Source organism: Brevibacterium sp. HMSC07C04, from assembly GCF_001815905.1.
GTDB lineage: Bacteria > Actinomycetota > Actinomycetes > Actinomycetales > Brevibacteriaceae > Brevibacterium.
The window spans coordinates 43,958-62,780 of the sequence record NZ_KV823253.1; the positions used below are offsets into that span (position 1 = coordinate 43,958).

The following is an 18,823-nucleotide window of genomic DNA, read 5'->3' on the forward strand; positions in this document are numbered from 1 at the left end:
TGCTCGCCAGGTGGGAACATCCGTTCTATTATTGGGGGTCGAGTGGGCGAAATAACACGAGTGCGCTTGACTAAAGCGGAATGACACACGTGTAATTTAACTACGGCACGTCCCGCAAGGACGGTCGTAGAAAGGGGAAGCACGTGTCAGAAGCGCGCAAATACAAGAGTTCTCCGCAACGTCCGGCTCCCAGCGTCACCGAGCGCGCGGCTGAGGACTGGTTCGTTGATCCCGCGCACTCATCCCCGTCCTTCGTTCCGGACCCGCTGTCTGTCGATCCTACCGAGCTCAAGCCGATTTCCGGTGGACCCGATGCAGGCATTTCGAGCATCAGTCCGCTGGCTCTTCTGCTGGGCGAAGGCGACGGAGGTCTTGACTGGCAGGACCAGGCCCTGTGCGCCCAAACGGACCCAGAGGCTTTTTTCCCTGAAAAGGGCGGATCCACCCGCGAAGCCAAAAGGGTGTGTGCTTCCTGCGAAGTCCGCGCAGAATGTCTCGAATACGCGCTGTCGAACGACGAGCGCTTCGGAATCTGGGGCGGGCTGTCAGAACGGGAACGGCGACGTGTGAAGAAGCAGGTCGTGTGAACTCCACGGATTTGGCAAAAGGGGCGAGGCGCAGGCCGTCGCCCCTTTTGCCAAATCCGACCGGTGTCTGCGGGCGCTGCCTACGCGCGTCAAAGAGTGTTAGTCGAACATGAGTTCCAGCAGTTCGGTCAGCTCCGCATCGAGAATCTGGCCCCGCTGTTCACCCGTGGATGCCAGTGCGCGCAGCGGAAGATAGTTCACCTCGATGATTCCGGGGCTTTCCTGCGTTCTCTCGTAGGCAAGAGCGGCAAGCCCCATCGATGTTGTCAGCCCCTGTTGGCCCGCTGGCGGAACCCAGCGCAACCGCAGCTCATAGTCTGTGGTGCCGACGCCTCGGGCAGTAAGCAGTTCAGCCAGGAGCTCCGCCCCTGCCCGCTCCAGCTGCTCCCAACGGGGTGCAGACGCTGGAGCGTGCGGCGGCAGAGCCGAACCGCGGAAATCACGATGCCTGGACACGGGCCCTCCCTTCCGACCCAGCGTAGACGATCAAGAGCAGCTGCGGCTGTACTACACTGCCTGTGTGTTTCGCACCTGTTCCAAGCTCGGCTGTCCCGAGCCCGCCAACCGCACGCTGACCTATGTTCATTCCGAGGCGTGCATCGTCATCGGCCCTCTTTCCCAGCAACCCGAACCGGGAGCTCACGACCTGTGCGAAGTTCACTCCGACAGGATCACCCCGCCACGTGAGTGGCAGATCATTCGCCTGGAAACCGAGGGACCGCCCATTGAGCGGACCCGCGATGACCTTCTGGCAATCGCAGACGCCGTTCGCGAAGCCGAACCCGAAGCGCCCGACGGGCGCAAACGCGGGCACCTGACGATCATCGAGGACACATGAACCGATTTGCACGTGAACGCCGCACCGTCGGCGCCTACGACGTCCGCGGGCTTGTCGGAGAAGAACTCACCGACGACTTCATCTTCGCGTTCGGCTGGGCCGTCGCCCGCGCCGCAGGGGAGGAATGGGGAAGCTCGCAGATCCTCATCGCCCACGACATGCGGGAAACCTCACCGCGCTTTGCTTACCTGCTGGCAGCCGGCAGCCGGCAGGCAGGACTACAGCCGCGCAACATCGGCATGGCATCGACCGATCAGCTCTACTTCGCCTCCGGCGAATTCGGTCTTCCCGGATTCATGGTGACTGCCAGCCACAACCCGGCCGAATACAACGGCATCAAAGTGTGCGGCCCCGGCGCATCGGGAGTGTCGCGAGCCGACCTCCTGGGCGCGGCGCTGGAGCTGTTGGACTCCGCACCGCAGCGGCCGAACAGCACAGCCTCTACGACGGCTGTCGACAGTGCGTTCGGTGTCGACGAAGAGCTTGCGCATCGGGTTGTACAGGGCTTTGCCCAGCGCATCCGCACCCTCACGGGCCTGGGACGAGTGGGGGACATCACGGTCGTCGTCGACGCCGGCAGCGGTATGGCCGGGCTCACTGTTCCGCAGGTGCTCGGCAGTGCGGCAGGCCTCGATGCACTGAACATCACCGTGCGCGGCATGTACATGGAGCCCGATGGCACATTCCCACACCACCCCGCCAATCCGCTTGACCCGGCCAACCTGGTCGACCTGCAGAAAGCCGTTGTCGCAGCCAGCAGGGAATCGAGCCAGCCGGTTATCGGTCTGGCCTTTGACGGTGACGCCGACCGCTGCTTCTTCGTGGACGAAAACGGCGACACGGTTTCGGCCTCAGCGATAGGGGCGATGACCGCGGTCAATGAAATCCGCCGGGTTCGGTCTGACGAGCAGCCGGTTGTGCTGCACAATCTGCTCACTTCGCGTTCATCAGTGCGATGGGTTGAACAAGCAGGCGGAAGACCGGTGCGCACGCCCGTGGGGCATTCGGGCATTAAACAGGCCATGCGAGCCAACAACGCGGTTTTCGCCTTCGAACACTCCGCCCATTACTACTTCCGCGACTTCTTCGGGGCGGATTCCGGTCTGCTCGCCGCAGGCCACGTTCTTGCAGCCGTTCACGATTCCGGGAAGCCGCTGAGCGAGCTCGCCGCCGATTATGCGCCGGGACCCATGAGCGGTGAAATCAATTCGCGGGTGGAAGATCAGCAGGCCGTGCTGGACGCCGTGGCCGAGGCCGGCCAACGCGGTGAGTTCGGCCCGGTGACGATTGATCGGCTCGATGGGATCACACTCGACGGTGAGGACTTCTGGATCAACGTGCGCACCTCCAACACGGAGCCGCTGGTGCGGCTGAACGTGGAAGCCTCAAGCCAGCAGCACACAGACGAACTCGTCGCTGCCGCTCTGGCCATTATCCGCCGCTAAGCCGCACCCGGGGCGCGCAGCCGACGGCGCCGAGCAGTTCCTACTGCAGACGCAAGCCGTGCGGCAGCCTGTCCATGCGGCTGGCAAAGACGTCTTTTGCCTTCTGCGCGTTCTGCGCTCGCCGGTAGCCGTCCCAGCGCTGGAACTCCACGATCGTGGCAATGAATTCTTCGGGCAGGGTGCCCATCGGGGGTGCCGGTGCGGCGTAGTTGTTGAGTTCATCGGCGATTTCGACCGAGCGGGCCCACCTGGATCCTTCTGTGTGCATGTGCGCCGTGGTGAGGAACTGCGCGGCGCGGTGCTGCAGGGGTGCAGGGATGGGCGAAATATCGGCGCTGCGCGCCCAAGCCGCCATTTCGGGTTTGACGTGATTGGTGCGCGCCGCGGGCAGCTTCGCCCGTTCGCTGATGGCGATGGTGCCCGCCAGGTGGTCGCCCAGGCGCTTGGTGTCTGCAGAGAACAGGCCCACGAGAGCCGCAACGCCGCCGCCGGAGCCCAGGATCTCGAAAGGCCACAGGAGCGCGCGGATGAGGCTGTGGCGAAAGGCCAGGGCGCCTCCGTCGTCGCGGACGATCCGCAGCCCGAGGGCGAGCTTGCCGACCGAACGGCCTCGCGTCAGGTACTCGACAATGCAGGGCACGCCCACGATCGTGAAGATTGTGGCAAGAAACGCAATTGTCCCGGCAAGCATTTCGCTTTGGTAGGTGTCGATTCTGCCGAGGAAGTAGGCCAGCCCGATGAGATAGGCGGTGTTGACGATCATGTAGATCAGGAAATCGATGGCGCATGAGCCAGCCCGCGCCATGAGGGATGCGGGGCGGATGCTCAGGCTGATGGCCTCACCGGTGACGAGTCTGCTCACCCGTATATCCTCGCATATTCGCCGCCGGGTCAAGATGCCTTAATCTGGTCTTCATGGATCCCATTCTGCTGGCCGCACTGAACTCGCCGGACTGGAAAGAGCTGCAACGCCTTTCGAAGAAGTCTCGCCTGTCCGGCCCCGAGGTGGCAGAGTTCAACCGCCTGTACCGCAGGGCAAACAAAGACCTGTCGCACCTGCAGACGGTCGCTCCGGAATCCGATGCCGCGGTCTACCTGAGCAGGGTTGTTCTGCAGGCGAGGGTTCACTTCGGCTCTGTTCCCGGTTCTGCGAAGTCGACGGCCATGCGCTTCTTCGGGCAGTCGCTGCCGGCGGCACTGTATTCGCTGCGCTGGTACTTTGTGGGCGTCTTCGTGCTGTTCACCGGTGTTGCCGTGGGCGCGCACATTTGGGCGGCCACGACCCCCGGTCTGCTTGACTACATGCTGCCGCCGGCAGCGCGGCGCGAGATTGCCGAACGCGGCTTCGTCGCCTACTACCGTGAAAACCCCAATTCGGTCTTCGCCGTGGGCGTGTGGGTCAACAACGCCTGGATTGCCGTGCAGTGGGTGGTGCTCGGGATCACGGGGTTCTATGTCATCGCCGGCATCATCAGCAACGCCGCAAACACCGGTGTGACGGCGGCCATCATGTATGACGCCGGCTATGCGGAGGACTTTTGGAAGTTCATCCTGCCCCACGGTGTCCCGGAGATCACCTGCATCCTCATTGCCGCTGCCGCGGGGCTGAAGATCTTCACGTCCTGGATCATTCCGCGCAATATGACGCGGCGTCAGGCTGTGGCCAAAGAGGGCCGTTCGCTCATCACGGTGGCTATGGGGCTCGTGATCTTCCTGTTCCTGTCCGGCCTCATCGAGGGCTTCATCACCCCGTCCTACATGCCCTTTGGAATCAAGATGATCTTCGGCGCGGCACTCACCATCGGCATCGTCGCCTACACGATTGCGCTGGGTCGGCCGGCTTATCGTGCGGGCCTGGACGGGGACCTCGAAGAGGAGCGCGCCGGCTACCGTACCGTCACCGTCCAGTAAGCCTGACCACAGTCAAAGCCGTGGTCTGCTGACCACGGCGGCAGGCACCTCGTACGTCAATTCACGAGGTGCCGTTCATCAGAGCTTCCCCTGCGCCTTGAGCCGGATGTAGAGGTCCGCAAGCGCCGGCGGGAGCTTCTCTTCGGGTTCCGTCAGCGAGTACACGCCGCTTGCTGACATTGCGCGGCTGAGCGCACGCTGATTGAGCATTTCCCGCTGTGCCGCACCGGCCCGGTACACCTGAGCTGGTGAATAGACTTCGTCGGCCATGTCCTGCAGCTGCGGATCAGAAACCGAGGCGAAGGCAATCTGATGGCCGCGCTTGAGCAGCGGCAGCGAGGGCAGAACATCCTCCTGAATGGTGATGGCATCCAGGGGCGTGAGGAACACGACGAGCGCCTGCGTGGGACAGCGCTTGAGGACTTCCGAGGCCATGACCTGCCAGTCGGACTCGTACAGGCTGGGGAAGACGTCCGCGATCTCTTCGTCGAAGCGCGGAATGGCCTTTTCCCTGGCCAGGGGGCCGAAAGCGGTGCGGATGCGCGCATCGGCGACGATCACGTCAACTCGGTCGCCGGCTGATCCGGCCAAAGCCGTCAGCAGCATGGCGGCTTCGACGAACGTGTCGAACTGGGTGCCCTCAGCCGAGCGCTTCGCCGCCAGGCGGCCGGAGTCGATGACGATCACCACGCGGCGGTCGCGTTCGGGCCGCCACGTTTTGACCATGACCTCTTGGGCGCGCGCCGTGGCCCGCCAGTCAATCGAGCGCACGTCATCACCCGGCACGTATTCGCGCAGCGAATCGAACTCGGTTCCCATGCCGCGCACCATGAGTGCCGTGCGGCCTTCCATTTCGCGCAGGCGGTGCAGTCGCGACGGCAAGTGGCGCCGCGACAGGAACGGGGGAGTGATCGCAACCTGGGCCGGAACATCGAATGACACCTGACGGCCGGCAATCCCCAAGACCGAAAAGCTGCGCAGTGTGACCTTGTCAGCTGACAGCCAGCCGCGGCGCGTGGGCTTAAGCGTCTGCCGGCGCACGTGCGACTCCCCCGCGGCAAGACGGCAGCGGTCCCGGTTGTTCTCTGCACCGGCACTGGGCGACCACGCATCGCGCAGGTGCAGCCTGTACGTGCGCCTGGTCGGATTGTGCAGGGTGAGATCCGCCCACGTTTCCTGGCCCAGACGAACCTTGCCGCCGGGAGTGCGCGCCGCCTCAATCCTGCGCGGGGACGGCGTGATGATCAGGTCGACGACAATGCCTACCAGCAGCACCGTGATGCCGATGAGCGCGGCCGTGGTCGTCTGCAGGGCAACAACGCCTACGCCGATGATCCCGGCGAAGACCATGGTGCGCCACGTGAGAACCATCAGCGCGGAACCGCAACCGTCGACACGATCGATTCGAGAACATCGTCGACGTCGAGACCGTCCATGTGCGCTTCAGGGTTGAGGCGCACACGGTGGCGGAAGGAGATCGGCACGAGGAACTTGACGTCGTCCGGGGTGATGAACGCTCGCCCGTACAGCCACGCGTGAGCCCGCGCGGCAGACAGAAGACGCGTAGCACCTCGGGGAGACACACCCAGTTCCAGCGAAGGGGCCTGGCGCGTGGCCTGCACCAGGTCGACGATGTAGCCGAGCACTTCCGGGGCGCAGTAGACATCTGCCACGCGCTCACGGGCGGCGAGGATGCCCTCGGCGTCGATCTGCGGGGTCACACCGGCATCGGCCAGTTTGTCTGCGGCAAAGCCGCCGGCGTGACGCTGCAGGATGTCAAGCTCAGCATCGCGCTGCGGCAGGTTCATCTGGACCTTGAACAGGAAGCGGTCCAGCTGAGCTTCCGGCAGCGGATACGTGCCGTCGTACTCAATGGGGTTCTGAGTTGCGGCAACCAGGAACGGCTTCGGCAGGGAGTACGTGTTGCCGTCGACCGACACCTGCTTCTCTTCCATTGCCTCGAGCAGCGCTGACTGGGTTTTCGGCGGGGTGCGGTTGATTTCGTCGGCGATGAGGATGTTGGTGAACACCGGGCCGGGACGGAACTCGAAGTCGCCGGTCTTGGCGTCGTAGATGGTCGAACCTGTCACATCGCTGGGCATGAGGTCCGGGGTGAACTGGATGCGCGCGTGTTCGAGCTCAACAGCGTGCGACAGGGCGCGCACCAGCAGCGTTTTGGCGACACCGGGAACACCTTCCAGCAGCACGTGACCGCCCGTGAGCAGCGCAATGAGCAGAGCGTGCGTGGCGTGGCCTTGACCGACGACCGCGTTGGCCGTGGCGCTGCTGACAGCGCCGAAGCGGGCACGCAGTTCGTGGTCGACGTCCGTCAGCTGGTGGTCCTGGGCCAGGCGGTCAACAAGCGACGAGGCGGGTTGGACACGGGTCTGCTGAGCGCTCGCCTGGGGGTTCTGCTGGGCGGCAGCCGCTGCCGAGGCGGAGCCGGCGGGGGCAGGTACCGAACCGGACGGCTGTGCGCCGGGCTGCTGTGTGCCGGGCTGGTTTTCCGGCATGTCCGGGATGGGAGCGCTGGGGTCGTGCTGGTTTGTCATAGTCGCCTTTCGAGTTCGCTGATGGCCTGAGCCAGGCTGACAAGTTCTGCGTCTGATGTCGGTTCTGCGTGCAGCAGAAGGTGTTCAATGCGCTGTGGGCTTTCGCCCAGTTTGGCCGCGACCGCGCGGCAGACGTCATCCGCGGGAGCCGAAGCGGACATGCTCAGTTTGCGGGCCAGTGCGATGATCGCGGCCTGCTGAATGGGCCGCAGGGCTTCTGGCCGGGCTCCGGCACGCTGCAGAAGACCCGCGTGTCCGGTCACGGTTTCCTTTGCCGGCACAGTCACCGGCAGGTGCTCAGCCGCCAACGGGCCGAAGCGGCGTCCGCGCCACAGCAGAGCCACCAGTGTGAGCACGCCGATCCACAGGACTGCGAAGTACACCCACTGGGGAACGAAATCCTGGGTCTCCTGGATATCGGAGTCGATGAAGTCATCGGGATTCGGCCAGAACAGGACGACGGAATCTGCATCCGCAACAAGGCCCATGACGAGTGATGCGTTGCCGTGCAGGGCGATCTCGTCGTTGCCGATCCAACTGCTGTTGCCCAGCACCGTCATAGTGCCCTTGCCGACCGGAGCCTGGACGAGGCCGGAGGCCTGCTTGCCCATGTCGGGGCGGTAGTAGCACTTCACCGAGTCTTTGTGGGTCGAGTAGTAATGATTGAAGGGTGCGCTGACCGGGCCCGCCTTCTGGGCTGTGGGGAAATCGCAGGCGGGTTCGCGGGAACCCGCAACGTCGTCGGGGGCCGCGAATTCCTCTGTCGGGTGGATGGTGTTTCCCCAGCCGCCCATGTCATACGGGGCTGAAAGGATCACATGGCCGCCTTTTTGAGCTGCCGCGGTCATCTTCTGCCTGCTGTCGACGGATATGTCGTCCGGGTTGATGACGACGACCGTCGTGCCCGGCGTGGCAGCGGCTTCTGCGGCCGTGTCGAAGTTTTCGGTCTTTTTAAGCTTGGCGCCGTGGTCCTCAAGGAGTTTGGCGTAGGCGTGGGTGCCGTCTGCGGCGAAGCTGTCGTAGTGCCCGGAACGCCTTTCGTCTCGTTCCGCGGAGGTCAGTGTGATGGCCGCACTGGCCATGAGGAGAACAGCCACCAGCACGAGCCACAGGCCGGCTGATCGGCCGAGAGACTTCAGGCTGCGTCCGGGGCCGGCTGAACGCGTGCCGCGGACCGCGACGTCGAGTGCGGCGCTCATGCGCTCACCTGCTGGGAATTGCGAGAGTCGGCAGTTTCAGCCGCGTCAGCCGTTTCCTGAGCGGGCGCGCGCAGCGCTTGAGCTGCGGAGTCGATCTGCTCGGCAAAGCGGTAGTCGGCTTCGTCTGCGGAGTGGCTGCCGAAGACGATCCGGTCGAACAGCGAGGCGGCCTGATTCAGCTTGTCGCTCATAGCCGGCACTGCCGCGGAAGCCGCTGCTGCAAGCTCCGCTGCGGTCGAGGCGGCCTCGACGTCGATGATCCGCTTCTTGTTCAGCTCTGCGAAGACTGCGCGAATCTGGTTGGCAGCGGCGTCCGCCCAATCGCCGTTCTCGGCCGCTTCGTGTGCGAGTTTGCGGAACACGCAGGGTTCGACGCCGCTGAATTCGGCGTCCATCTGGAAAAGCTGCTTCGAGAAGTCGTCGTCGGTGCCGCGGCGAATCCGCCAGATGACGAAGCCCACAACGGCTGCTGTGAACAGAATGACGCCGATGATGAACCACGGAGACTGGGCACTTTCAACGCTGTCCGCGAGCCTCTGGAAGAACAGGTCGAGCATGCGCTTGATCTTGCCGAAGAAAGAAATGTCGACCTCGCTGTAGCGCGGATCAGACAGTTCGCGTTCGGCCCACTCCCGGCCCTGCTCCGGGGTGGGCTGCTGCAGTCCGCTCATACTTCCTCCGCTTCTGCCAGGAGGACGAGGTCATAGCCCTCTGTGCGCATCCTCAGGTTGAAGTAGACGGTTGACAGAAGTGCCGCCCGGTAGGCGTAGAGGAGAACGCCGATTGCCAGAAACAGCCCCGTGAAGATGGTGCCGAGAACAGCGGCGACAATCGGCCCCTCGAGCTCGCTGCCGCCGAGCATCAGAATCGAGAGCACGCCGATGACGCCTCCCAAGTAGATGAAAGCCGGTGTGGCGATGATGCCGATGACCTGATTGGCCAGCCAGAAGCCGAACACGGTCTGGCCTGCCACCTGCAGGAAGCCGCGGCCGGTCATCTTCCAGGACCGGGCGATTGCGGAGAAGATCCCCACTCGCTCCTGGGTGATGATGCATCCCGTCAGACTCAGGCGAATGCCGAAGAACACCGTCAGCGCCCACCAGACAAGGACGAGAGCCGTTCCCAGGGTCAGGCCGATGACAGTTCCGCCCACAGCGCCGGCAAGAACTGCTGCGGCAAGGAACACCGCGAGCACAATCAGGTGGGCCGTGCCCATCAGCAGTGCAGCGCCGAACAGCGTTCGGCGGGATCCCCGGAGGTGCTGCCACCCCTGGCGCAGTGACATTGTGCGGCCGAAGAATGCTTCGCGGGCGCCGATGCTCGCCAGTCCGCTGAAGACGATGAGAGCAGCCAGGGTGAGGTATTCGACGATTCCCGCGCCGATCTGCACCACAAAGCTCAGACCGCTCAGAGCCTCCTCGGATGAGTCGAGGAGCTTGGTGAAGAAGCTGTGCCCGAAGTACCACGTGATGGCCCCGGCGAGTGCAAACACGCTCGCTGACAGCCCGGCTGCAATGCCGGCGCTGCCGTAGGTCAGTCCGGGGAGGCTGCGCATCAGGCGGAAGCCGCCATCGAGCACCTCGAAGAAGCCCAGCGGACGTTTGGGCAGAATCCCCGGGACAGGCGGGGGAGACCACTGGGGCCTGCGGCGGGCTTTGGCCGGAACCCGCTGGCCCGTCGACCAGTCGACGGTCAGACCCCAGTCGGGGCTGTTCTGTGTGAACACTTCACTCCTGCGTGATGAGCTTTTGACGAGCCCATCATTCCACAGCTTCCCGTGATCAGGCTGCGCGAAAATCGGCGGGCCGAAGTGAAAACCTTTGGTGGGTAGGGAACAATAAAGGCTATGAACGCACGGATTCTTGTGGTAGACGACGACACAGCGCTGGCTGAGATGATCGGCATTGTGCTTAAGTCAGAAGGATTTGAACCTGATTTCTGCGCGACGGGCGATGCAGCTCTCGGCGCATTCCGCGAATCCAAACCCGACCTCGTGCTCCTTGACCTCATGCTGCCGGGCAAAGACGGAATGGAGGTCTGCCGCGAGATCCGCAGGGAATCCGATGTTCCGATCATCATGCTCACCGCCAAATCCGACACGGTTGATGTTGTCGCCGGCCTCGAAGCAGGGGCCGATGACTACGTGCCCAAGCCGTTCAAACCCAAGGAGCTCATCGCCCGGGTGCGCGCACGGCTGCGGATCAGCGAACCGACCGCGCCTGAGCACCTGACCGTCGGCGACGTCACGATCGACGTGTCCGGCCACACCGTGACTCGCGGCGGCGAGCCGATTTCGCTCACCCCCCTGGAGTTCGACCTGCTGACCGCCTTGGCCCGCAAACCGTGGCAGGTGTTCTCACGCGAACAGCTGCTGGAAGAAGTGTGGGGCTATCAGCACTCGGCGGATACTCGCCTGGTCAACGTGCACGTACAGCGTCTGCGCTCCAAAATCGAGCGCGACCCTGAAAACCCGGAAATCGTCGTCACCGTTCGCGGTGTGGGCTATCGGGCCGGTCACGCTGCGTGAGACTCTGGACGACCGCCCGTCGGCTGGGGCTGCGAGCCTATCTGCTCGCCGTTCGGCTGTTTCGCCGCTCCCTGCAGGTGCGCGTTGTTGCGCTGACGCTCATCCTGTCGATTGCGGCGGTTCTGCTGGTCGGTTCGTACGTGTCGCGGGAAATCGCCCGCGGCCTGTTTGAAGCCAAACTCCAGTCGATCACCTCCCAAACGGCAGGCTATGCCTCGGAGCTTGAATCCACCGCGACATCCGAGGGCATTGCCCAGCTGAGCGAAACCGTGAACACCCAGCTGCGCTCCATGATGGTCAGATCGTCTACTCCGCTGCGCAGCATTGCCCTGGAACCGCGGGATCGCGGACGTTCTGTCGCGCCGATCATCGCCCTTCCGTACGGCCAGGAGCCCGTGCGCCCATCAGAACTCGACGAGGCGTTTCTCACCAAAGCACAGGAAACTCCCGTGGGAACCCAGACGTACCAGTCGATCACCCTGCCGGGGCAGAAGAGCTCGCCCGGCATTGTGGTAGCACAGTCTGTTTCTCTGCCGGGAAGCGGCAAATTCGACCTGTACGTCGTCGCCGACCTGCAGGAGGAGCAGAATACGCTCAATTTCATTCAGCGTGCGCTCACAGTCGCGGGGATCGTCATGGTCGTCCTCGTCGTGGCCGTCGCCTGGCTTGTCACCGGGCTTGTCGTTTCGCCGATTCGCTCAACAGCACGGGCCGCACTGCGCTTGGCCGACGGCGACCTCGACGAGCGCGTCACAGTCACGAGCCATGACGAGCTCGGCGCTTTGGGCCGAAGCTTCAACGACATGGCGGACACCCTGCAGGATCAGATTGTGCGCATGAAAGAGCTCACCGTCTTACAGCGCCAGTTCGTATCCGATGTCTCTCACGAACTGCGCACACCGCTGGCCACGATCGGCGCGGCCACGGAAATGCTGTACGCGGAAAAAGACGAACTCGACACAACCGGACAGCGCTCCGTTGAGCTGCTGAAATCGCAGGTGGAGCGCTTTGAACTGCTCCTGTCCGACCTCCTCGAGGTGTCCCGGCACGACGCCGGCTTCGTCAAACTTGAGACCAAGGAACAGGACATCACCGAAATCGTGTCCAACGTCGTCGACGGGCTGACCATCGTGGCTGAGCAGGCGGGCAGTCAGATCGTCATGCACACGCCGTCGACGCCGGTGACAGCGGAAGTCGAGCAGATCCGCATCGGCAGGATCCTGCGCAACCTCGTCGTCAACGCGATCGAACACGGCGAAAAGAAGAACATCGATGTGTATGTGGCCGCGAACGCAGAATCCTGCGCGATCAGCGTCCGCGATCACGGTGTTGGGCTGACCGTCGAGCAGGTCGAGCACGTGTTCGACCGGTTCTGGCGCGGAGATCCGTCCCGCCGGCGCACACTCGGCGGCACCGGCCTGGGCCTGGCGATTGCGCTGGAAGACGCGCACCTGCACGCCGGCTGGCTCCAAGCGTGGGGAAGTCCCGGCGACGGCGCCTGCTTCCGCCTGACCCTTCCGCGCAGGCAGGGAACCGAAATCACATCGTCCCCGCTTCCGCTGCCTCCCGCGGATGCTCCCGCACACGGGCCCGCGCTCATTGCCGGGCCGGCAACCTCGGACGGTTCTGTGCGCGTGCAGACGGGGTCGATACCGATTGTCGTCGAAACCGCATCACCGGCCGATGCGGCAGATGAGGACGGAGAACAGTCATGACCAGTCGCCTCCGACGGTTCGCGGCTGCTGCAAGCGCCTTCTTGCTGACTCTCAGCGCAGCCGGATGCGCCACCATTCCCCACGGAGGGCAGATCGGAACGGCCGCGGTGGAGGAATCCGAGAACGACGTCCAGTCCCGCACAGACCCAGACGGTCCTGCACCGGGGGCCAGCCCCGCCTCGATCGTGCGCGGCTTCCTGGCTGCCGGTTCGAGCTCATCCGGCAGCTTCGCGGTGGCCCGTTCCTTTTTGACCGATGACCTTGCCGGTGAATGGAGTCCGCTCAAAAACGTGTCGATTGTCGAAGCGGGCCTGTCACTTGAAAGCCTCACGGCCTCTGTGACGACCAATTCGCGCAATGTGTCGTTTGCGGTTCCCGTGCAGGCTTCCCTCGACTCTTCCCACGTCTACCGCGACAGCCCCTCCGGCACTGAAACGAAGCTGGAGTTCAGCCTGCGCCAGGTCAACGGCGAATGGCGGATTTCGGATGCTCCCGACGGCATCGTGCTGTCCGAAGCGAACTTCAACCGGATCTTCCAGGCCTACCCGCTGTACTTCTTCACGCAGGACTATTCGTATCTCGTGCCGGACGTTCGGTGGTTTGTCCGCGGCAACGGCACGCTGACGGAAGTGGCCCGCCAGCTGCTCAAGGGCCCCGGGGAACATCTGCGCGGCGCAGTCATCTCCGCCGTGCCGGAGGGAACCACACTCGAACCCTCCGTCGTTACCGCTGAGGGCGGCACGGTCGACGTCGGCCTGTCCCAGGAAGTCGGCGATCTCGATGACACGACGAGCAAACGCCTGTATTCGCAGATTTCCCAAACCATGCGCGCAAACACCTCGATTTCGGACGTTCGCGTCCAAACACCCCAGTCGAACATCCCCTCGGGTTCCGATGTGTCTGCTGACCTGCCGGTGGACGCAGCCGCCGTGGTGGTTTCCAGCGGCAGGATCGCGAGGGTCGCGGGCAATTCCTTTGACCCGGTTGAAAACTCGCCGAAAGTGTCGGACAAAGTTCTTCCGGCTCAGTCCTATGACGGTCAGTCTTACTACTACACGAGCGAAAACCGCAAGCAGATTGAGCGCTTCAGCGCAGAAAAAGATGTCGAAACCCTCATCACCGGACACGGCTTCGTCAGCCCAAGCGTCGACCGCTTCGAATGGGTGTACACGGTCGAAGCGAAGTCGGCGGAGATCCGGGCTGTCGGCAAAACCGGAGAACTCGTGTCAATGGCAATGCCGTTTGCCAAAGATCGCACGGTACAGCGAATCGCGGTGTCCCGTGAAGGCAGTCGGCTGGCTGTGCTGTCTTCCGGTGCTGGGGGCACTCGCATCGACGTTGTGGGAATTGTCCGCTCCCGCGAAGGCAAGCCCGATCGTTTGAGCGCGGGTGATCCGCTGCCGGTCGGCCAGAAATTCGGACAGGTGCTGGACTTCAGCTGGGCCGGAAGCTCGTTCCTGGCGGTGCTGTCGGAAGATGAAGCCGCGGCCAACGCGCATCGCCTGTGGACTGGCGGGCCCTCCGTGGGCTTGGGAGCAATTGCCGACGGGCTGACGATTTCAGCAGCCGGGGACCTCGGCAGCATGCGGGTCGGCTCTGACAACGGCGTTGTGTACACGTATACGTCAGGGACGTGGCAGAGGGTTGTCGGGGCAAAGGCCTGGAATCCCATGTACCCGGGCTGACTGTGAAGCTGCTGTCCGACATCGCCGATCTGCTCCTGCCGCGCGTGTGCGCCGGGTGTGGGATTGAGACCGTGTCGCTGTGCGGGGACTGCATAGAGGCCCTTGACGGTCCTGTGCTGCGCAGTCAGCCGCGCTTTGGCCGACTGCCTGTCAGCGGTGCGGGCGTGTACGACGGTGTGCTCCGGCACGTGCTCGTGGCGTATAAGGAGCACGGCAGACGCGACATCGTGGCAGTCCTGGGTCTGCTGCTGGCGCGTGCTGTTGTCGACGCGCTTCAGGACAGCCCGGTGGATGGTCGCCCTGTGATCCTCGTGCCGGTGCCCTCTTCGCCGACGGCGGTGCGCAGACGAGGAGGCAATCACGTCGCAGCGTGTGCTGAATCTGCGGCGCAGATGCTGCGATCCGACGGTGTGAGTGCCGGGTGCGCGGAAGTGCTGACCGTCAGCGGTCACCGTGATCAGGTGGGGTTCGGCAGTGCGGCGCGGAAGGCGAATGTCGAGGGCACCCACGCCGTTGCACGTGAGTACGCGAGCCTGGTCGGCGACTGGAACCGGCGGGCAAAGGTCATCGTCGTCGACGATATTTCGACCACGGGGGCCACGGGTGCCGAGACGACTCGGGCGCTGATGAACGCCGGGTGCACACCGGATGGACTCGCGGTTATCGGAATCGCACGGGGGAGTTCTCGTCAGCCGGTGCCGAATGCGCTTTAATGAAGGTGACCATCGTTTTTGATGGTTTTCCGACGTCAAAGGAGAGCACAATGGACATCGTCGTCAAGGGACGCGGTCTTGCTATCTCGGACAGCTTCCGCACTCATATCGAGGACAAGATCTCCAAGGCTGAAAAGCTCAGTCCTGATGCCCAGGCCGTTGAAGTCAACATCACCCACGAAGAAAGCGTGCGCCGCCCGGACGAAGCCGTCCGCGTGGAGATCACCGTCTTCAGCAGGGGAGCGGTTCTGCGCGCCGAAGCGCACGCTTCCGATAAGTACGCAGCGCTTGATCTTGCGTGGGCGAAGCTCCTTGAGCGTCTGCGCCGTGCTCGCGACCGGCGCAAGATCTCGCGCAAGGGCGGACACCGCCGCCAATCGACCGGCGAAGTCTTTGCTGACATGCCGGTTGTCGACGCGCCCGCGGCTCCCGCGCCCGCCGAAGACAGCGAACCGGCTGTGGATGAGGCAGAAGACGTCGATGATGCAGACCCCACCAACGGCCGCATCCGGGCCGAGGGTGATTCTCCGGTGGTGCTGCGCGAGAAGACCTTCCCGGCTGAGCCGATCGGCATCGAAGAGGCTCTGAACCGCATGGAGATGGTCGGGCACGACTTCTACCTGTTCATAGACCAGGACACCTCCCAGCCCTCGGTTGTCTACCGCAGGCGGGGATGGAGCTACGGCGTGATTGCGCTGGAAGACTCGCAGAGCAGCTGATACTCCACTTCTGCAGCTTGTGCGCGGCGGATGCCACCGGGCGTCCGCCGCGCTTCTTGTCTGCTCCGGCTGCACTGCGACCGCCGGTCGCGAAGCGCTGAGCAAACTCTGACGGGCGCTGCCGCGGGTTGGCCGCGCGACAGCCGTACGTCTGCGCGTTAGACTTATCTGACGCATGTCGAGATTCGCTGCGCTGAAACGGACAGAGGAGAAACGTGGCCCACATTCTTGAGAAGCTGCTTCGGATTGGCGAAGGACGCACCCTGAAGAGGCTCCGGAACTACGCCACGGCGATCAACAATCTGTCTGACGAGTACAGCGCTATGACAGACGCGCAGCTGCGCGAAGAAACAGACCGCTACAAGGCTCGCGTTGCCGACGGCGAAAGCCTCGACAAGCTGCTTCCCGAATCTTTTGCGGCAGTTCGCGAAGCTTCAGCGCGCACGGTGGGCCTGCGGCACTTCGACGTTCAGCTCATGGGCGGTGCGGCTCTGCACATGGGCAACATCGCCGAAATGAAGACCGGTGAAGGCAAGACTCTCGTTGCGACAGCGCCTTCGTACCTCAACGCTCTGACGGGCAAAGGCGTGCACGTCGTGACGGTCAATGACTACCTGGCCAGCTACCAGTCTGACCTCATGGGGCGTGTTTTTCGGTTCCTCGGAATGAAAACCGGCTGCATTATGTCGAATATGCCGGCTGCCCAGCGCCGCGAACAGTATGCGGCTGACATCACCTACGGCACCAACAACGAATTCGGCTTTGACTATCTGCGCGATAATATGGCGCTGGAAGTCGCCGACATGGTTCAGCGCGGCCACAACTTCGCGATCGTCGACGAGGTCGACTCGATCCTCATTGACGAAGCACGCACCCCGCTGATCATTTCGGGCGCGGCAGAAGGCGACGCGAACCGCTGGTTCGGCGAATTCGCCACGATCGTCAAGCGCCTTAAACTTGACCGCGATTACGAAGTCGACGAAAAGAACCGCACAGTCGGCATCCTCGAGCCGGGCATCGAGCGGGTGGAGAACTATCTCGGAATCGGCAACCTCTACGACGAAGACCACACGTCGCTCATCAGCTTCCTCAACAACTCGATCAAGGCCAAGGAGCTGTTCAAGCGCGACAAGGACTATGTTGTGCTTGACGGCGAAGTCATGATCGTCGACGAACACACCGGCCGTATTCTGCCCGGCCGCCGCTACTCCGAAGGCCTGCACCAGGCGCTGGAGGCCAAGGAGAACGTCGAAGTCCAGGCTGAGAATCAGACGCACGCGACGATCACTCTGCAGAACTACTTCCGCCTGTACGACAAACTGGCGGGCATGACCGGCACCGCCGAAACCGAAGCGGCCGAATTCAACTCGACCTACAAGCTCGGCGTGGTGCCGATTCCCACGAACAAGCCGCTGCTGCGGGAGGACAAGCCCGACCTTGTCTACCGCAACGAAAAAGTGAAGTTCGACGCTGTCGTCCAAGACATCGCCGAACGCCACGAAGAGGGCCAGCCGGTGCTCGTCGGCACGACGAGCGTAGAAAAGTCGGAGTACCTGTCATCGCTTCTGGCCAAGCGGGGCATTCGCCACGAGGTCCTCAACGCCAAGAACCACGCGCGTGAAGCATCGATTGTCGCGATGGCGGGTGTCAAGGGGGCCGTCACGGTCGCCACCAACATGGCCGGGCGCGGTACCGACATCATGCTCGGCGGCAATGCCGAGCACATTGCGGTTGCGGAAATGGAAAGGCGGGGCCTCGATCCGGCTGAGCATTCCGAAGAGTACGAAGCCCAGTGGTCGGGTGTCCTCGCAGCAGCCGAAGAACAGGTGGAAGCAGCCGCAGCAGAAATCCGCAAGCTCGGCGGGCTGTATGTTCTGGGCACTGAACGCCACGAATCGCGCCGTATTGACAACCAGCTGCGCGGACGCTCCGGCCGTCAGGGTGACCCCGGTGAATCGCGCTTCTACCTTTCTATGCGGGATCACCTTATGCGCCTGTTCGGAGCCGGTGCCGCCGAACGGGCACTCGCCCTTGCGAACACTCCCGAAGACGAACCGCTCGAATCGAAGTTCGTCAGCCGCGCTATCCTGTCCGCGCAGAACCAGATTGAGCAGCGCAATGCCGAACAGCGCAAGAACGTCCTGAAATACGACGACGTTCTCAACCGCCAGCGCACGGTGATCTACGACGAACGCCAGCGCGTTCTCGAAGGCGACGACTTCGCAGACCAGATTCACGACTTCCGCGACGATGTTCTGCGCGCCTACGTTGACGGTGCAACGGCGGGTGATCCCGAAGACTGGGAAATGGACAAGCTGTTCATTGCCCTGCAGGATCTCTACGCAACTTCCATCACCCCGGAAGATCTCTACGAGGACGCCGGCGGCAAGGGCAGCCTCAGCCGCGAAAAGATCCTCGAAGAAATTCAGGCGGATGCCGAACTTGCCTACGAAAAGCGCGAACGCGAACTCGGTTCGGGAGCGCTGCGCCAGCTGGAGCGCCGCGTTCTGCTGACCACTATTGACAAGCGCTGGCGCGAGCACCTGTACGAAATGGACTACCTCAAGAACGGCATCGGTCTGCGGGCTATGGCCCAGCGCGATCCGCTGGTGGAGTATCAGCGCGAGGGCTTTGAGATGTTCACCAGGATGCAGGACGGCATCAAAGAAGACGCCACGCGCCTTGTCAACAAACTGCAGGTGCAGGTCAAGACGGTCCAGAGCGACGAGGTCGAAGTCGAGTCCGACGCGCTGCGCACGACGCTGCCGAAGCTGACGCTGGCCGGCCCCAGCGAGCCCGGCGAAGGTGAGAAGCGCTCTGAAGGCCTTGCGGATGAAGACAGCGGCGGTGTCAACCGCGCTGAGCGCCGCAGAAGGAGAAGGCGCCGCTGAGTCTTTTGCCTGCTCATAAACCGAGCCTCGCGCTGCAGCGC

17 protein-coding genes are annotated in these 18,823 nt (G+C 63.3%); 10 read left to right on the forward strand and 7 right to left on the reverse strand.

All coding sequences use genetic code 11. The features are described from left to right. Nucleotides 1-143 precede the first annotated feature (143 nt). A complete protein-coding gene (locus HMPREF3162_RS12080) occupies nt 144-587 on the forward strand; it encodes a WhiB family transcriptional regulator (RefSeq protein WP_305366933.1) in 444 nt (147 codons plus the stop codon). Between the two features lie 99 nt (nt 588-686). On the opposite strand, the gene HMPREF3162_RS04735 is transcribed toward HMPREF3162_RS12080, so the two are convergent. Further along, a complete protein-coding gene (locus tag HMPREF3162_RS04735; protein WP_070777069.1) occupies nt 687-1,043 on the reverse strand; it encodes a hypothetical protein in 357 nt (118 codons plus the stop codon). A gap of 64 nt (nt 1,044-1,107) precedes the next feature. Between HMPREF3162_RS04735 and HMPREF3162_RS04740 the strand changes: the two genes are divergently transcribed. Both HMPREF3162_RS04740 and manB read left to right on the forward strand, forming a co-directional pair. Next, the gene (locus HMPREF3162_RS04740) at nt 1,108-1,425 is read left to right on the forward strand and encodes a DUF3499 family protein (RefSeq protein ID WP_070777070.1); all 318 of its coding nucleotides are present in this window, start codon (nt 1,108-1,110) and stop codon (nt 1,423-1,425) included. Continuing rightward, nucleotides 1,422-2,870 carry a phosphohexomutase domain-containing protein gene (gene manB / locus HMPREF3162_RS04745; RefSeq protein ID WP_070777071.1) on the forward strand — a complete coding sequence of 483 codons (1,449 nt, stop codon included), beginning with the start codon at nt 1,422-1,424 and terminating at the stop codon, nt 2,868-2,870. Before HMPREF3162_RS04740 ends, manB begins: the two co-directional genes overlap by 4 nt. 40 nt (nt 2,871-2,910) lie before the next feature. Here manB and HMPREF3162_RS04750 read toward each other — a convergent pair whose 3' ends face one another. Then, nucleotides 2,911-3,732, reverse strand: a complete 822-nt coding sequence (locus HMPREF3162_RS04750) for an RDD family protein (protein WP_070777072.1) — start codon at nt 3,730-3,732, stop codon at nt 2,911-2,913. Between the two features lie 53 nt (nt 3,733-3,785). Here HMPREF3162_RS04750 and HMPREF3162_RS04755 point away from each other — a divergent pair, with 53 nt between their 5' ends. Continuing rightward, nucleotides 3,786-4,781, forward strand: a complete 996-nt coding sequence (locus HMPREF3162_RS04755) for a stage II sporulation protein M (RefSeq protein ID WP_070777073.1) — start codon at nt 3,786-3,788, stop codon at nt 4,779-4,781. Nucleotides 4,782-4,859: 78 nt separating this feature from the next. Here the strand turns inward: HMPREF3162_RS04755 and HMPREF3162_RS04760 are convergent, their stop codons facing one another. The 5 genes from HMPREF3162_RS04760 to HMPREF3162_RS04780 are packed head-to-tail and all read right to left on the reverse strand — an operon-like array spanning nt 4,860 to nt 10,258. Then, on the reverse strand, nt 4,860-6,152 hold the full coding sequence (locus HMPREF3162_RS04760) for a DUF58 domain-containing protein (RefSeq protein ID WP_070777074.1): 1,293 nt from the start codon (nt 6,150-6,152) through the stop codon (nt 4,860-4,862). Next, nucleotides 6,152-7,333 (reverse strand): AAA family ATPase, encoded by a 1,182-nt coding sequence (locus HMPREF3162_RS04765; protein ID WP_070777075.1) that lies wholly within the window; start codon nt 7,331-7,333, stop codon nt 6,152-6,154. The genes HMPREF3162_RS04760 and HMPREF3162_RS04765 overlap by 1 nt, the downstream gene beginning before the upstream one ends. Next, nucleotides 7,330-8,532 (reverse strand): DUF4350 domain-containing protein, encoded by a 1,203-nt coding sequence (locus tag HMPREF3162_RS04770; RefSeq protein ID WP_070777076.1) that lies wholly within the window; start codon nt 8,530-8,532, stop codon nt 7,330-7,332. The genes HMPREF3162_RS04765 and HMPREF3162_RS04770 overlap by 4 nt, the downstream gene beginning before the upstream one ends. Further along, on the reverse strand, nt 8,529-9,203 hold the full coding sequence (locus HMPREF3162_RS04775) for a DUF4129 domain-containing protein (RefSeq protein WP_070576690.1): 675 nt from the start codon (nt 9,201-9,203) through the stop codon (nt 8,529-8,531). The genes HMPREF3162_RS04770 and HMPREF3162_RS04775 overlap by 4 nt, the downstream gene beginning before the upstream one ends. Continuing rightward, nucleotides 9,200-10,258, reverse strand: a complete 1,059-nt coding sequence (locus tag HMPREF3162_RS04780; RefSeq protein ID WP_070777077.1) for a hypothetical protein — start codon at nt 10,256-10,258, stop codon at nt 9,200-9,202. The genes HMPREF3162_RS04775 and HMPREF3162_RS04780 overlap by 4 nt, the downstream gene beginning before the upstream one ends. 120 nt (nt 10,259-10,378) lie before the next feature. Between HMPREF3162_RS04780 and mtrA the strand changes: the two genes are divergently transcribed. The 6 genes from mtrA to secA all read left to right on the forward strand — a co-directional run bounded on the left by mtrA (nt 10,379) and on the right by secA (nt 18,782). Further along, complete coding sequence (gene mtrA / locus HMPREF3162_RS04785; RefSeq protein ID WP_070576684.1) at nt 10,379-11,059, forward strand: MtrAB system response regulator MtrA; 681 nt, start codon at nt 10,379-10,381, stop codon at nt 11,057-11,059. Beyond that, nucleotides 11,056-12,774 (forward strand): MtrAB system histidine kinase MtrB, encoded by a 1,719-nt coding sequence (mtrB, locus tag HMPREF3162_RS04790; protein WP_070777078.1) that lies wholly within the window; start codon nt 11,056-11,058, stop codon nt 12,772-12,774. Before mtrA ends, mtrB begins: the two co-directional genes overlap by 4 nt. Then, nucleotides 12,771-14,459, forward strand: a complete 1,689-nt coding sequence (locus HMPREF3162_RS04795) for an LpqB family beta-propeller domain-containing protein (RefSeq protein ID WP_070777079.1) — start codon at nt 12,771-12,773, stop codon at nt 14,457-14,459. The genes mtrB and HMPREF3162_RS04795 overlap by 4 nt, the downstream gene beginning before the upstream one ends. A gap of 2 nt (nt 14,460-14,461) precedes the next feature. After that, nucleotides 14,462-15,172: a ComF family protein gene (locus tag HMPREF3162_RS04800; RefSeq protein WP_070777080.1), complete on the forward strand. Its 711-nt coding sequence runs from the start codon at nt 14,462-14,464 to the stop codon at nt 15,170-15,172. Between the two features lie 50 nt (nt 15,173-15,222). Next, nucleotides 15,223-15,891, forward strand: coding sequence for a ribosome hibernation-promoting factor, HPF/YfiA family (hpf, locus tag HMPREF3162_RS04805; protein WP_070576672.1), 669 nt, complete (start codon nt 15,223-15,225; stop codon nt 15,889-15,891). 215 nt (nt 15,892-16,106) lie between these two features. Then, nucleotides 16,107-18,782 (forward strand): preprotein translocase subunit SecA, encoded by a 2,676-nt coding sequence (gene secA, locus HMPREF3162_RS04810; RefSeq protein WP_070777081.1) that lies wholly within the window; start codon nt 16,107-16,109, stop codon nt 18,780-18,782. The last annotated feature ends 41 nt before the right edge of the window (nt 18,783-18,823 follow it).